At 65.1% G+C, this 12790-nt stretch carries 11 protein-coding genes; 5 read left to right on the top strand and 6 right to left on the bottom strand.

What is annotated here, in order from left to right:
• Positions 1-12 precede the first annotated feature (12 nt).
• The 4 genes from JAO85_RS17585 (at position 13) to JAO85_RS17570 (ending at position 8349) form a co-directional block, all read left to right on the top strand.
• On the top strand, positions 13-3213 hold the full coding sequence (locus JAO85_RS17585) for an MdtB/MuxB family multidrug efflux RND transporter permease subunit (RefSeq protein WP_012839349.1): 3201 nt from the start codon (positions 13-15) through the stop codon (positions 3211-3213).
• Positions 3210-6383, top strand: coding sequence for an efflux RND transporter permease subunit (locus JAO85_RS17580; protein ID WP_039049113.1), 3174 nt, complete (start codon positions 3210-3212; stop codon positions 6381-6383). The genes JAO85_RS17585 and JAO85_RS17580 overlap by 4 nt, the downstream gene beginning before the upstream one ends.
• Before the next feature lies 1 nt (position 6384).
• Positions 6385-7962 (top strand): efflux transporter outer membrane subunit, encoded by a 1578-nt coding sequence (locus JAO85_RS17575; RefSeq protein ID WP_202788642.1) that lies wholly within the window; start codon positions 6385-6387, stop codon positions 7960-7962.
• A gap of 63 nt (positions 7963-8025) precedes the next feature.
• Complete coding sequence (locus tag JAO85_RS17570) at positions 8026-8349, top strand: hypothetical protein (RefSeq protein WP_202788641.1); 324 nt, start codon at positions 8026-8028, stop codon at positions 8347-8349.
• On the opposite strand, the gene JAO85_RS17565 is transcribed toward JAO85_RS17570, so the two are convergent.
• On the bottom strand, positions 8346-8864 hold the full coding sequence (locus JAO85_RS17565) for an SRPBCC domain-containing protein (protein ID WP_202788640.1): 519 nt from the start codon (positions 8862-8864) through the stop codon (positions 8346-8348). The two genes, JAO85_RS17570 and JAO85_RS17565, sit on opposite strands and share 4 nt — an antisense overlap.
• A gap of 92 nt (positions 8865-8956) precedes the next feature.
• Positions 8957-9355, bottom strand: coding sequence for a hypothetical protein (locus tag JAO85_RS17560; RefSeq protein ID WP_237734894.1), 399 nt, complete (start codon positions 9353-9355; stop codon positions 8957-8959).
• Positions 9356-9440: 85 nt separating this feature from the next.
• On the opposite strand from JAO85_RS17560, the gene JAO85_RS17555 reads away from it, so the two are divergent.
• The gene (locus JAO85_RS17555) at positions 9441-10112 is read left to right on the top strand and encodes an ATP-binding cassette domain-containing protein (protein WP_039049115.1); all 672 of its coding nucleotides are present in this window, start codon (positions 9441-9443) and stop codon (positions 10110-10112) included.
• Here JAO85_RS17555 and JAO85_RS17550 read toward each other — a convergent pair.
• From JAO85_RS17550 to JAO85_RS17535, 4 genes are read right to left on the bottom strand one after another with little or no spacing between them, the layout of a single operon-like run.
• Positions 10099-10914 carry a LytTR family DNA-binding domain-containing protein gene (locus JAO85_RS17550; RefSeq protein ID WP_012839342.1) on the bottom strand — a complete coding sequence of 272 codons (816 nt, stop codon included), beginning with the start codon at positions 10912-10914 and terminating at the stop codon, positions 10099-10101. The two genes, JAO85_RS17555 and JAO85_RS17550, sit on opposite strands and share 14 nt — an antisense overlap.
• The gene (locus JAO85_RS17545) at positions 10911-11972 is read right to left on the bottom strand and encodes a sensor histidine kinase (RefSeq protein ID WP_012839341.1); all 1062 of its coding nucleotides are present in this window, start codon (positions 11970-11972) and stop codon (positions 10911-10913) included. The genes JAO85_RS17550 and JAO85_RS17545 overlap by 4 nt, the downstream gene beginning before the upstream one ends.
• Positions 11973-11996: 24 nt before the next feature.
• Complete coding sequence (locus tag JAO85_RS17540; RefSeq protein ID WP_003069220.1) at positions 11997-12281, bottom strand: 2TM domain-containing protein; 285 nt, start codon at positions 12279-12281, stop codon at positions 11997-11999.
• Between the two features lie 36 nt (positions 12282-12317).
• Positions 12318-12722 (bottom strand): DUF2306 domain-containing protein, encoded by a 405-nt coding sequence (locus JAO85_RS17535; protein WP_003069222.1) that lies wholly within the window; start codon positions 12720-12722, stop codon positions 12318-12320.
• Positions 12723-12790: the final 68 nt, after the last annotated feature.

Genomic DNA, 12790 nt, shown 5'->3' with positions numbered 1-12790 from the left:
CCTGCGGCCATCATGAATCTCTCGCGCCTCTTCATTCTTCGGCCCATCGCCACCAGCTTGCTGATGGTGGCGGTGCTGATCTCGGGCATTCTTGCCTACCGCCTGCTGCCTATCTCGGCCCTGCCCGAGGTGGACTACCCCACCATACAGGTCACCACGCTCTACCCCGGGGCCAGCCCCGATGTGATGACCTCCAACGTCACGGCACCGCTGGAGCGCCAGTTCGGCCAGATGCCAGGGCTGGACCAGATGTCCTCGACCAGTTCGGGCGGCGCATCGGTGATCAGCCTGCGCTTTGCGCTCGATATGTCCATGGACGTGGCCGAGCAGCAGGTGCAGGCCGCCATCAACGCGGGCACCAATCTGCTGCCCAGCGACCTGCCCATGCCCCCGCTCTACAGCAAGGTCAACCCGGCCGATGCGCCGGTGCTGACACTGGCCATCAGTTCGCCTTCGCTGCCCGTCATCAAGATCAACGATCTGGTGGAGAACCGCCTTGCGCCCAAGCTCTCCCAGGTCAAGGGCGTTGGCCTGGTGGCCATTGCCGGCGCGCGCCGCCCGGCCGTGCGCATCCAGGCCAACCCCGCAGCGCTGGCCAGCTTCGGCATGACGCTGGACGATGTGCGCACCGCCATCTCTGCGGCCAACGTCAAGACCGCCAAGGGCAGCTTTGATGGCCCCAACCGCGCATCGACCATCGATGCCAACGACCAGATGCAGTCGGCGGCCGAGTACCGCAACCTGATCATCGCCTTCAAGAACGGCAACCCCGTGCGCCTGTCCGATGTGGCGCAGACCGTGGACGACGCCGAGAACACGCGTCTGGCAGCCTGGTCGGGCACGCCCGAGACTGGCTCCAAGTCGGCCGTGATCCTCAATATCCGCCGCCAGCCCGGCGCGAACGTGATCGACACCGTCGATGCCATCAAGAACCTGCTGCCCCAGCTCAAGGAGACGCTGCCGGCCTCTATCGACGTGCAGGTGCTGACCGACCGCACCGTGACCATTCGCGCCTCGGTCAAGGACATGCAGTTCGAACTGGCCCTGGCCATCGCCCTGGTGGTGATGGTGATCTTCCTGTTCCTGCGCAGCGCATCGGCCACGCTGATTCCCAGCGTGGCGGTGCCGCTGTCGCTGGTAGGCACTTTCGGCGTCATGTATCTGGCGGGTTTTTCCATCAACAACCTCACGCTGATGGCACTGACCATTGCCACGGGCTTTGTGGTGGACGATGCCATCGTGATGATCGAGAACATCGCCCGCTATGTGGAAAAGGGCGAGCCGCCCATGCAGGCCGCGCTCAAGGGTGCCAAGCAGATCGGCTTCACCATCATCTCGCTGACCATCTCCCTGGTCGCGGTGCTGATTCCGCTGCTGTTCATGGGGGATGTGGTGGGCCGTCTGTTCCACGAATTCGCGATCACCATGACGGTGGCGATCCTGATCTCGGCCGTGGTTTCGCTCACGCTCACCCCCATGCTGTGCGCGCGCCTGCTGCGCCACCAACCCGAGGCCGAGAAGAAAAAGGCCGAGTCCAAGGGCTTCGACGCTGCGGTCGCGCGCTTTTTCGACAAGGTGATTGCCGAATACGGCCGCATGCTGACCTGGGTGCTGGATCACAGCAAGCTGACCTGGCTGGTGTTCATCGCCACGCTGGTGGTCACGGTGCTGCTGTATTTCGTCGTGCCCAAGGGCTTTTTCCCCGAGCAGGATACGGGCACGATTGCCGCGACCACCGAGGCCGACCAGTCCATCTCCTTTGCCGCCATGGCCGAGCGCCAGCAGGCGCTGGCCGAGCATTTGCTCAAGGACCCGGCCGTGGCATCCATCTCCTCGTTTATCGGTGTGGATGGCACCAACACCACGCTCAATACCGGCCGCATCCAGATCGACCTCAAGCCCCATGCCCAGCGCGACCGTCTGCCCGTGGTGCTCAACCGCCTGGCCGAGGACTCCCGCGCCGTGCCCGGCATCCGCCTCTATGCCCAGCCCGTGCAGGACCTGACCATAGAGGATCGCCAGGCTCGCACCCAGTATCAGTTGCTGCTTTCCTCGCCGGACATGAACCAGCTCACGGCCAGCACCAGGATGTTGGTCGAGCGTCTGCAGCAACTGCCCCAGCTGCTCGATGTGAGCAGCGATCTGCAGAACCAGGGCCGTCAGGCCTATGTGCAGATCGACCGGGCCCAGGCCAGCCGCCTGGGCGTGACGGTCTCGTCGGTGGACTCGGCGCTCTACAACGCTTTCGGCCAGCGTCTGATCTCCACCATCTTCACGCAGTCCAACCAGTACCGCGTGGTGCTGGAGGTGGCGCCGCAGTTCAAGATCGGGCCCGAGGCCCTGCAGAATATCTATGCCGCATCGAGCAACGGTGCGCCGGTGCCGCTGTCATCGATTGCCACGGTGAGCGAGCGCCCGATGGCGCTGGCCGTCAACCATGTGGGGCAGTTGCCGGCAGCCACCATTTCGTTCAACACCGCATCCGGCGTGTCGCTGGGTCATGCGGTGGAGGCGGCGCAAACCATCATTGCGCAGTTGCGCGACGAGGGGCAGATCCCGCTGTCGGTGGACACGCAGTTCCAGGGCGCGGCGCTGGCTTTCCAGGCCTCGCTCTCCAACACCCTGCTGCTGGTGCTGGCCGCCATCATCACCATGTACATCGTGCTGGGTGTGCTCTACGAGAGCACGATTCACCCGATCACGATTCTCTCCACCCTGCCGTCGGCGGGTGTGGGGGCGCTGCTGGCGCTGCTGGTGTCTGGGCTGGATCTGGACATCATCGCCATCATCGGCATCATCTTGCTGATTGGCATCGTCAAGAAGAATGCCATCATGATGATCGACTTCGCGCTGGACGCCCAGCGCGAGGAGGGCATGAATGCGCGCGACGCGATCTACCAGGCCTGTCTGCTGCGCTTCCGCCCGATTCTCATGACCACGCTGGCGGCCTTGCTGAGCGCGTTGCCCATGATGCTGGGAACCGGCGTGGGCAGCGAGCTGCGCCAGCCCCTGGGTGTGACCCTGGTGGGCGGTCTGCTGCTGAGCCAGTTGCTGACGCTGTTCACCACGCCGGTGATCTATCTGACTTTTGAAAACTGGGCCGAGGGCTGGCGCACCAGGCGCGGCCTGCCGGCCGTCAAGCATGTGCCGCATTCCGAAGCCGAGGTCATGGGCGAGGCCGAGGATGGCGGCCGGGACGGGGCGCGTCCATGAGCATCTCCACGCCCTTCATCTTCCGGCCCATTGCGACCCTGCTGCTGACCATAGGCATGGCTCTGGTGGGCGGCGTGGCCTATTTCCAGCTGCCGGTGGCGCCGTTGCCGCAGGTGGACTATCCGACGATTTCGGTGACCGCCAGCCTGCCCGGCGCGGCGCCGGACACCATGGCGGCCACCGTGGCCACGCCGCTGGAGCGCGCCCTGGGCGCGATTGCGGGCGTCAACGAGATGACGTCCAGCTCCAGCATGGGCAGCACGCGCATCACGCTGCAGTTCGATCTGACGCGCACGGTGGACAGCGCTGCCCACGACGTGCAGGCCGCCATCAATGCGGCGCGCACGCTGCTGCCTTCGGGCATGCCGGGCAACCCGACCTATCGCAAGGTCAACCCGGCCGACGCGCCCATCATGATTCTGGCGCTGACATCCCAGTCCCTCACACGAGGCCAGATGTATGACGCGGCCTCCACGGTGCTGGCGCAGAAGCTGGCCCAGGTGGAAGGCGTGGGCCAGGCATCGATCAACGGCGGCGCGCTGCCGGCCGTGCGCGTGGAGCTGGACCCGGTGCGGCTGGCCGCCAATGGCGTATCTCTGGATTCCGTGCGCACGGCCATCACCGCCACCAATGCCAACCGCCCCCTGGGCGCCGTGGAGCGCGAAGACCACTACTGGCAGGTGGCCACCAACGACCAGGCACGCACTGCCGCAGAATACGCGCCCCTGGTGCTGCGCTGGAACAACGGCAATGCCGTGCGACTGTCCGATGTGGCCGATGTCACCGACTCCGTGCAGGACATACGCAACTACGGCGTGATGAACGGCAAGCCCGCCGTGCTGCTGCAGGTGTTCAAGCAGCCCGACGCCAACATCCTGCAGGCCGTGGACAAGGTGCGCGCCATGCTGCCCCAGCTCAGGGCTTCCATCAATCCGGCCATCGATGTCACGGTGATTTCGGACCGCACGCCCACGCTGCGCGCCTCGGTCAAGGAGGTGCAGAACGCGCTGCTGATCTCGATAGCGCTGGTCATCATGGTGGTGTTCGTCTTTCTGCGCCGCCTGCGTGCCACGCTGATTCCGGCCGTGGCCGTGCCTGCCTCGCTGATGGGCACCTTCGGCGTCATGTATCTGTGCGGCTATACGCTGGACAACCTCTCGCTGATGGCGCTGACGGTGGCCGCAGGCTTTGTGGTGGACGATGCCATCGTGGTGCTGGAGAACGTGATGCGCCACATGGAGCGCGGCAAGACCGCCATGCAGGCTGCCATCGAAGGCGCGCGCGAGATCGGTTTCACCGTGGTCTCCATGAGCCTGTCGCTGATTGCGGTGTTCGTGCCCATTCTGTTCATGGCCGGCATCGTGGGGCGGTTCTTCCGCGAGTTTGCCGTGGTCATGTCGGCGGCGATTCTGGTCTCCATGATCATCTCGCTGACCACCACGCCCATGATGTGTGCGGCTCTGCTGCGCACACCGGCAGAGGAGGAGCGCCGCCGTGCCGAACGCGCCAGGCGCCCCTTCACGCGCCGCTGGGATGCGTTCTGGCTGCGCATCTCGCTGGCCATGGATCGCTTCGAGCTGCGCGTGACGGCGCTTTACCGCCGCACCCTGGCCTGGGGTCTGCGCCACCAGCCCGTGGTGCTGCTGAGTCTGGTCGCGGTCATAGGCCTCAACATCCATCTCTACCAGACCATAGACAAGGGCTTCATGCCCAGCGAGGACACGGGCCGCGTCATGGGCTTCATCCGTGCCGACCAGTCCACGTCCTTTCAGGCCATGGAGCGCCGCATCAAGCGTTTTCTCGATGTGGTGCAACAGGACCCGGCCGTGGAGTATGTGACCGGCTTCACCGGCGGCGGCCAGGCCAATGCGGCGAATATGTTCATGTCGCTCAAGCCCATGGCCGAGCGCAAGGTGTCTAGCGACGAAGTCATCAACCGCCTGCGTGAAAAGCTCAAGGACGAACCTGGCGCGCGGCTGTTCATGATGACCCAGAGCGATGTGCGCATTGGCGGGCGCCAGAGCATGTCCTCCTATCAGTACACGCTGCAGGCCGACGATACGGCCGAGCTGCGCCTGTGGGAGCCGCGCATCCGCCAGGTGCTGTCCACGCTGCCGGAACTGACCGATGTCAACAGCGATGTCCAGGACAACGGCATGCAGACCAAGCTGGTCATAGACCGCGACCAGGCTACGCGCCTGGGCCTGACAGTGGCGCAGATCGACAACACGCTCAACGATGCCTTCGGCCAGCGCCAGGTGGGCGTGATCTACAACCCGCTCAACCAGTACCGCGTGGTGATGACGGCCTCGTCCCAGTATCTGCAGAGCCCGGAGACGCTGCGCGGCTTCTTCTTCGTCAACAGCGCGGGCCAGCAGATTCCGCTGACGGCCTTTGCCAGGATCACCACCTCGACCACGCCGCTGTCCGTGCAGCACCAGAGCGGCACGCCGGCCAGCACCGTGAGCTACAACCTGGCGCCCAATGTCTCGCTGTCGCAGGCCAATGACGCAATCCGCAATGCCATGCTGGAGCTGGGCGTTCCGGTATCCATCCGCGGCAGCTTCAGCGGCTCGGCCGGAGCCTTCCAGCAGGCGCTGGCGGGCCAGCCCCTGCTGATTCTCGCGGCCATCATCACCATCTATCTGGTGCTGGGCATCCTCTACGAGAACCTGGTCCACCCGCTGACGATTCTGTCCACGCTGCCCTCGGCCGGCGTGGGCGCGCTGCTGGCGCTGATGTGGTTCAAGACCGAGTTCTCGCTGATCGCCTTCATCGGTGTGATCCTGCTGATCGGACTGGTCAAGAAGAACGCCATCATGATGATCGACTTCGCGCTGGAACGCGAGAAAGGCGGTCATGCCACGGCGGCCCAGGCCATCTATCGGGCCTGCCATCTGCGCCTGCGCCCCATACTGATGACCACCATGGCGGCCCTGTTCGGCGCGCTGCCCCTGGCCCTGGGCCGGGGCGACGGTGCCGAGCTGCGCCAGCCCCTGGGCATTGCGATCGTGGGTGGCCTGCTGCTGAGCCAGTTGCTCACGCTCTACACCACGCCCGTGGTCTATGTGCTGCTGGACCGTGTGCGCCGCAGCGTGCTGCGCCTCTGGGCGCGTCGTCCGGCCAGAAGGCGCGGCGCTCAGGCCTCTGCCATGGCTGAGGCGAAGTGAGATGTATATGCCAGCACATTTTTTGAATCAAATCGGCTTTAAATCCAATCAGGATAAGCGCAAGCAGCTCACTTTTATGAAGAATTCTCCCCGGTCGCTGCCCCGCTGGATGCCGCGTCTGCTGCCGCTTGCTGCGGCGCTGGCGCTGGCGGCCTGTTCCACCCAGCCCGCCTATCAGCCTCCCCGGCTCGATGTGCCGGCCCGCTTCAAGGAGGCCACGCCCGAGGCCGCGCAGTTCGGCGTCTGGCAACCGGCGCAGAGCTCGGCGGCCAGCCCGGCCGCTGCAGTGCCCGACCAGTGGTGGACGGTGTATGGCGACAGCACGCTCGATCAGCTGCAGCAGGCGGCAGCCGCAGGCAATCCCGGCGTGGAGCAGGCCGTGGCCCGTCTGCGCTCGGCCCAGGCCGCCGTCGCCAGCAGCCGCGCCGCGCAATTGCCCACGCTCAGCACCACGGGCAGCGGCTCGCGTGCCTTGACCGGCGGCGGCACCTACAGCAATACCAACGGCGAGAACGTGGCGCGCAGCGGCAGCATCAACAACAACTTCTCGCTGGGCCTGAGCGCCAGCTGGGAGCTGGATCTCTGGGGCAAGCTCTCGGGCGCGGTGGATGCCAGCCGGGCTTCGGCCCAGGCCAGTGCCGACGATCTGGCTGCGGCCCGTCTGTCGGCCCAGGCATCGGTGGCCCAGACCTATTTCTCGCTGCGTGCCGCCGAGGCGCAGATGAAGTATCTGCAGGAGAGCCTGGAGGCCTACAAGCAAAGTCTGAAGCTCACGCAGAATCGCTACCAGGCGGGCGTGGTGTCTTCGGCCGATGTGGCCCAGGCCCAGTCCCAGTACAAGAGCACCCAGGCCAGCCTGCTGGAAGCCCGCATCACGCGCGCCCAGTACGAGCATGCGCTGGCGGCCTTGCTGGGCAAGGCTCCGGCCAACTTCAGCCTGCCGGTCACCGGCCACCTGCCGACGCCGCCTGCCGTGCCCGAGATGCTGGCCTCCACCTTGCTGGAGAGGCGCCCCGACATTGCTGCTGCCGAGCGCCGCGTGGCCATGGCCAATGCGCAGATCGGCGTGGCGCGTGCGGCCTATTTCCCCTCGCTGACCCTGTCGGCATCGGCCGGCTATCGCAACTCCGTGCTCTCCGATCTGCTCAATGCGCCGAATCTGTTCTGGTCGCTGGGACCGGCGCTGGCCATGAGCCTGTTTGACGGCGGCGCGCGTTCGGCGGCCGTGGAGTCGGCCCGTGCCACGCTGGACCTGAATGCCGCCACCTACAAGCAGACTGTGCTGACGGCGCTGCAGGAGGTGGAGGACAATCTGGTCGCCGCCGTCAATCTGGCCCAGGAGGAGCAGGTGCAGACCGAGGCCCTGGCCGCAGCGCAGAAGTCGCTGACCGTGGCCAACAACCAGTACCAGGCCGGCATCGTGGCCTATCTGAACGTGCTCTCGGCCCAGACGACGGTGCTCAGCGCCCAGAACAGCCTCAACAGCGTCAGAAACCGCAGGCTGACGGCCGTGAACACCTTGCTCAAGAATGTGGCAGGGGGCTGGGAGCCGCTGGATGCGGGGCAGCGCAAAGAGTGAGCGCGCCGTGCAGGCTTGTGGTCTGGGTTACAACCGTGGCTCTGTTGTTGTGAAGATCAAACCATGAGCATTGCTGTTTTCTACCTGCGCAATTCCGAGCCCGAGGGCCAGACATCAGTCTGGCTGCCGCAATGCCGGGCCTTCTCCGATGCGCAGATGAGCGAGGCGCTGGCCCTGTGCCAGCAACTGCGCAAGGACGAGCGCCATGCCCATGTGGTGATTTCGTCGGAGTTGCGCGATATGGTCGGGCCTGTGGGCGTGTCTGCGGTCGAGGATGGCAAGACGCCCGATGGAGTGGACTATCAGTGGAGCAAGGCCGGGCGTGCCGGAGCCAGTCGCAGAAATGCGGCCGAGCCACCCAGGCAGCGCCAGGATATGGATCGCTAGGCCGCCTGTATCCTGGCCAGATAGCCGGCCAGCAACTGCATGCTGCCGCTCCAGCCCATGTTCATGCTGGCGTGCGAGCTGTCGAACACCGCTTCTTCCACGGCACTGGCGTTAAGGGCACGCCATTCCAGATGCAGGCGCGTGCCGCCGGATTCCTCGCTGAGCGTGGTGGTCGACAAGGTATAGAGCGGCCATTGCGGGGCCATCGGGTGGCGCGTGACGCCGCCTACGGCATCGCTGAACTGCACCACGACGACGATGCGCTCGGGTGCTTTCAGCTCCCTGAAGCTCCATTTGCCCCACATGGCGGGCGCCTGGGGCATGGCCTCGGCGCGCATGCCGTAATGAAAGCTGCCGCCTTCGCGTGCATCCACTTCGCATTGCGTCATCACCATGCCCGGCGGGCGCATCCAGTGGCTCAGGTGCTCGCCTTGCGTGAAGGCCGCGTAGACCAGCTCGCGCGGTGCCTTGATAAATTGCTCGATGACAAACGGGGCAGAGAGTCGCTCGGTCATGGACATGCCTTTGCAGATCGCTTGGAGCCATCCATTGTGCACAGCGCGCACCTGACTTCAAGCTTCAGGCGCTGCAGCCTCGGGCCAGGATGTCAGGCTTCGAGATCAAAGGCCTGGCGCAGTGCATCGCCGAACTGCGTGGAGCCCGAAAGGCAAAGGCTGACCGTGGTGCGGCCCGTGGCAGAGGCCTGCAGCTCCAGCTTGCCTGCTGCCCTGTCGAAGCGGGCGCTCAGGGGCTGGCCGTCATCGTCCTGCGCCTGCAGGTCATAGTCCCAGTCATTGCCGTCTTCCAGGGGCCCTTGGCGGCCCGCAAACTTCTGGCTGGCCCAGCGCAGCAGGGCTTCGATTTCGCCGGTCAAAGCCGGCACGCGCTCGGCCTTGACGCTGGCCATGGCGTCCCAGGTGCCAGTGCCTTCTTCATCTTCGCTGTAATCGAATTCCAGATAATCCAGAGCCATGGCATATTGCGCGCTGTTGAGGGGGGACGCCATTGTGCCTGTGCCTTGCTTTGCGCATGGCCGTGGGTTCTTTGGCCACAATCAGCCGTGGACATATATATACAAGGCGTTGTCAGCTATGAATTCTGAACTTGATGAAGGCTGCGAGTCGCTGTGCATGGTGCAGGCTCTGCAGGTGAGCTTCGGCTACCCGGGCCGAACCGTGGCCCATGAGGCCTCGCATTGCTGGCATGCCGGACTGTGCCTGCTGCAAGGCGACGAGGGCACGGGCAAGACCAGCTGGCTCAAGGCATTGGCCGGGCAACTGCCGCTGCGCATGGGCTTGCTGCACTATCCGTTCGCCGACAACGGCCGCCTGGCTGCAAGCTCCTGCTTCTGGCAGGACCCGCGCCAGCCGCTCAACGATGTCTATAGCCAGATGCCGGCCGAGAGCTGGGTGGCTTTGCAGCGCACGCTGTATCCGCATTGGTCGCAGCAGCAGTTCGAGCAGCATGTGCAGGGCTTCGGGCTGGAGCCGCATTTGCACAAGCCGCTGCTGGCCTTGTCATCGGGCACGCAGCGCAAGCTGTGGATGGCCGCTGGCTGGGCCAGCGCCGCCGAGCTGGTACTGATCGACGAGCCGCTGGCGGCGCTGGACAAGCCGTCCGAGCGCTATGTGCAGCATGCGCTGGCTGCCATGTCCGCCGAGCTCAAGAACCCGGCGCGGCCCCGCAGCGTCATCGTGGCGCATTGGGATGCCATGCAGGGTGTGGACTGGGAGGATGTGATGGAGCTGGCTACATCGCCTTGAAGCGCGCTGCGTAGAGACGGCTGACGGCCAGCTTTTCAGGGCGCTCGCGCAGCAGCAGGCCGAGGCGTCCGGACTCGTCACGTTGGGCGCTGGCAATGGCTTGAGCGCGCACCACGGTGCCGCGATGGATTTGCCAGAACTCGCGGGCGTCCAGTTGCGGCAGCAGATCCTTGAGCGGAGTGCGGATCAGATACTCCTGAGCGGCCGTCAGCACGCGCAGGTATTTGTCGGCGGCTTCGAGGTAGATGATGTCCTGCACCCTCACCATATGGATCTGGTTGCCGACGCTGGCCTGAATAATCTGCAGCGCGGCGGGGCCCTGCCCCAGCAGTTGCTGCTGCAGCCCGAGCAGCTGTTCGAGCTGACGGTGATTGTGCATGGCAAGGTCCGTGCCCTGTACCGGCTGGCGCTGCTGCCACCACTGCTGCAGGCGCTGCACGGTCTGGCCCAGGCGCGCCGCCTGCACCGGCTTGAGCACATAGTCCATGGCGCAGGCCTCGAAGGCCGCCAGGGCGTACTGATCGTAGGCGGTGACAAAGACAATCGCCGGCAGTGCTTGCTCCTCAGGCCAGGCATCGGCGATTTCGGCGGCGGCTTCCAGCCCCGTCTGGCCGGGCATGCGAATGTCCAGGAACAGCAGATCGGGCAGCCGGCTCAGCGCCTGCTGCACGGCGCTGATGCCGTCGGCCACGCTGGCCTCGATATGCAACTGGGGCCAGAGCTGGCCCAGCAACTGCTGCAATGCCAGGGCCAGCAGCGGTTCGTCTTCGGCAATCAGGGCGCGCGGCGGACTGGTGTTCATGGCTGGGACTTCAGGGGTAATACGATGCAGGCCTTGGTTGCGCCTGCGCTGTCTGTTGTCAGATCGAAGCGGGCAGCGCCGCCGTAGCGGCTGGCCAAACGTTCGCGAATCTGCTGCAGGCCAAAGCCGGAGCCGGAAGGCGGCTGGCCAGGCCGCACTGGCAGGCCCAGGCCATTGTCATGCACGCTGAGCAGGAGATGGCGGTCATCCAGCATGCTTGCCTGAACGGCAATGTGGCCGCCGGCCAGTTGGGGCTCCAGTCCATGGCGAATGCTGTTCTCCACCAGCGGCTGCAGCAGCAGGGTTGGCACGGCCAGTTCGGCCAGTTCAGCGGGCAGATGCAGGCCATAGCTGAGCCGGTCGCCCATGCGGATCTGCATCAGGGCCAGATAGTCGGCCAGCAAGGCAAATTCGCTGGCAAGACTGTGGGTGCCGTGGCGTGAACCGGCCAGCGTGGCACGCAGGTAGGCAATCAGATGATCGAGCATCTGCTCGGCGCGTGGCGCATCGGTGGCGATCAGCACGCGAAGATTGGCCAGGGTGTTGAACAGCATATGCGGCTCCAGCTGCGCCTGCAGCAGGCTGAGCCGGGCTTCGGCGGCCTGGCGCTGGGCCTGCTCTGCCTGCATTTGCAGATGGCGCGACTTGCCCACCACATAAAAGCCCCAGGACATGGCAATGCTGGTCGCCATGGTGATGGCAAGCGGCAGCCATAGCGAGGGCCGGGCTGTGGCCGACAGCTCGGGATGGAACTGCTGAACATAGAGACTACCGAGTGGATTGCCCAGAATCAGGCCTGCTGCAATTCCCAGCGGCACCACGGCCATGCCGCGCATGCCGCGCGGCCAGGGAATGTCGTCGGACTCGCGCCAGCGCAGCCTGAGCAGATCGATGCTCAGCCAGCTGATCAGGCCTATGGCCAGCGAATAGGCGAGATTGACATCCCACAGGCCCTGGCCGAGAGCGGTCAAGGCAGCAGCGATCAGCAGACAGGCAGCCACGGTGATGCCGGCGTGACGAAGCAGGGGAGCGGGCGCAAACATGGACATGACGGGCATGGTAGGTGATGGGCGGTCCGGCATCTAGCGCTTTTCGCTGCGCTGCAGCGTTTTCAGCTCGTGCTCCAGCAGTTGTTGAAAGAGCGGACTGCCGGGTGCCAGCAGCCAGACCACTGCGCCATGAATCAGCAGGCCCAGACCCCAGCCCAGAGCCGGGTAGATGGCCCAGTGCCGTCCCTGGCTCAAAGCCAGGGCCATCAGGCCCAGATTCACCGCGGCATAGACCGCAGCATGGATATACCAGCCTAGCTTCATGCCGGCGCGGCGGCGTGCCTGCTGGCGCAGAGCGTCTTCAGAGATCGAGTTCATGTTTTTTCCTTGTCGAGCGTGGGATGAGGGCGGGGATCAGGCCAATCGCTGCCACAGCAGATTGCCGAGCAGGCGGCCCGGAAGCAGCGTGAACAGCCCTGCGAGGACGCAGCTGCCGAAGTACAGCTTGCGCATGACGCTGCGGTGCTGGGCGATGCGCCGATGCGCCAGATGCCAGAAGGACAGTGCGAGGCCACCCAGCGTCACGGGGATCAGCAGATGGATGGGCGTGAAGCCTGCCCAGTTGGGCAGCTTGAAGTCGCGTATGAACAAGGCGGAGATGGCGGTGGCCAGCATGAGCAGCACAAAGCCACGGCCTGCGATTCTGTGCAGCCAGGGCAGCGGGCCGGCATGGCGCCTGGCCCAGAGTGCGATGGCTCCGGTCAGAGTGGCCGCGATGGCGGAACTCATGTGAAAGGCAATCAATGGCGTGAGTTGCATGGCTGGCTCCTGGTGCTTGCACATGACTGTGCAAGCCCAGCCTGCTGGCGGCCAGCGCTTTGCGACGA

Source organism: Comamonas sp. NyZ500 (genome assembly GCF_016772095.1).
Classification (GTDB): domain Bacteria; phylum Pseudomonadota; class Gammaproteobacteria; order Burkholderiales; family Burkholderiaceae_C; genus Comamonas; species Comamonas thiooxydans.
The sequence above is the reverse complement of the archived record's forward strand: the minus strand, read 5'-3'. Positions and strand labels throughout refer to the sequence as shown.

Coding starts and splice junctions, on each gene's coding strand:
- JAO85_RS17585 (WP_012839349.1), top strand. CDS start 13: ATGAATCTCTCGCGCCTCTTCATTCTTCGGCCCATCGCCACCAGCTTG.
- JAO85_RS17580 (WP_039049113.1), top strand. CDS start 3,210: ATGAGCATCTCCACGCCCTTCATCTTCCGGCCCATTGCGACCCTGCTG.
- JAO85_RS17575 (WP_202788642.1), top strand. CDS start 6,385: ATGTATATGCCAGCACATTTTTTGAATCAAATCGGCTTTAAATCCAAT.
- JAO85_RS17570 (WP_202788641.1), top strand. CDS start 8,026: ATGAGCATTGCTGTTTTCTACCTGCGCAATTCCGAGCCCGAGGGCCAG.
- JAO85_RS17565 (WP_202788640.1), bottom strand. CDS start 8,864: ATGACCGAGCGACTCTCTGCCCCGTTTGTCATCGAGCAATTTATCAAG.
- JAO85_RS17560 (WP_237734894.1), bottom strand. CDS start 9,355: ATGGCGTCCCCCCTCAACAGCGCGCAATATGCCATGGCTCTGGATTAT.
- JAO85_RS17555 (WP_039049115.1), top strand. CDS start 9,441: ATGAATTCTGAACTTGATGAAGGCTGCGAGTCGCTGTGCATGGTGCAG.
- JAO85_RS17550 (WP_012839342.1), bottom strand. CDS start 10,914: ATGAACACCAGTCCGCCGCGCGCCCTGATTGCCGAAGACGAACCGCTG.
- JAO85_RS17545 (WP_012839341.1), bottom strand. CDS start 11,972: ATGCCCGTCATGTCCATGTTTGCGCCCGCTCCCCTGCTTCGTCACGCC.
- JAO85_RS17540 (WP_003069220.1), bottom strand. CDS start 12,281: ATGAACTCGATCTCTGAAGACGCTCTGCGCCAGCAGGCACGCCGCCGC.
- JAO85_RS17535 (WP_003069222.1), bottom strand. CDS start 12,722: ATGCAACTCACGCCATTGATTGCCTTTCACATGAGTTCCGCCATCGCG.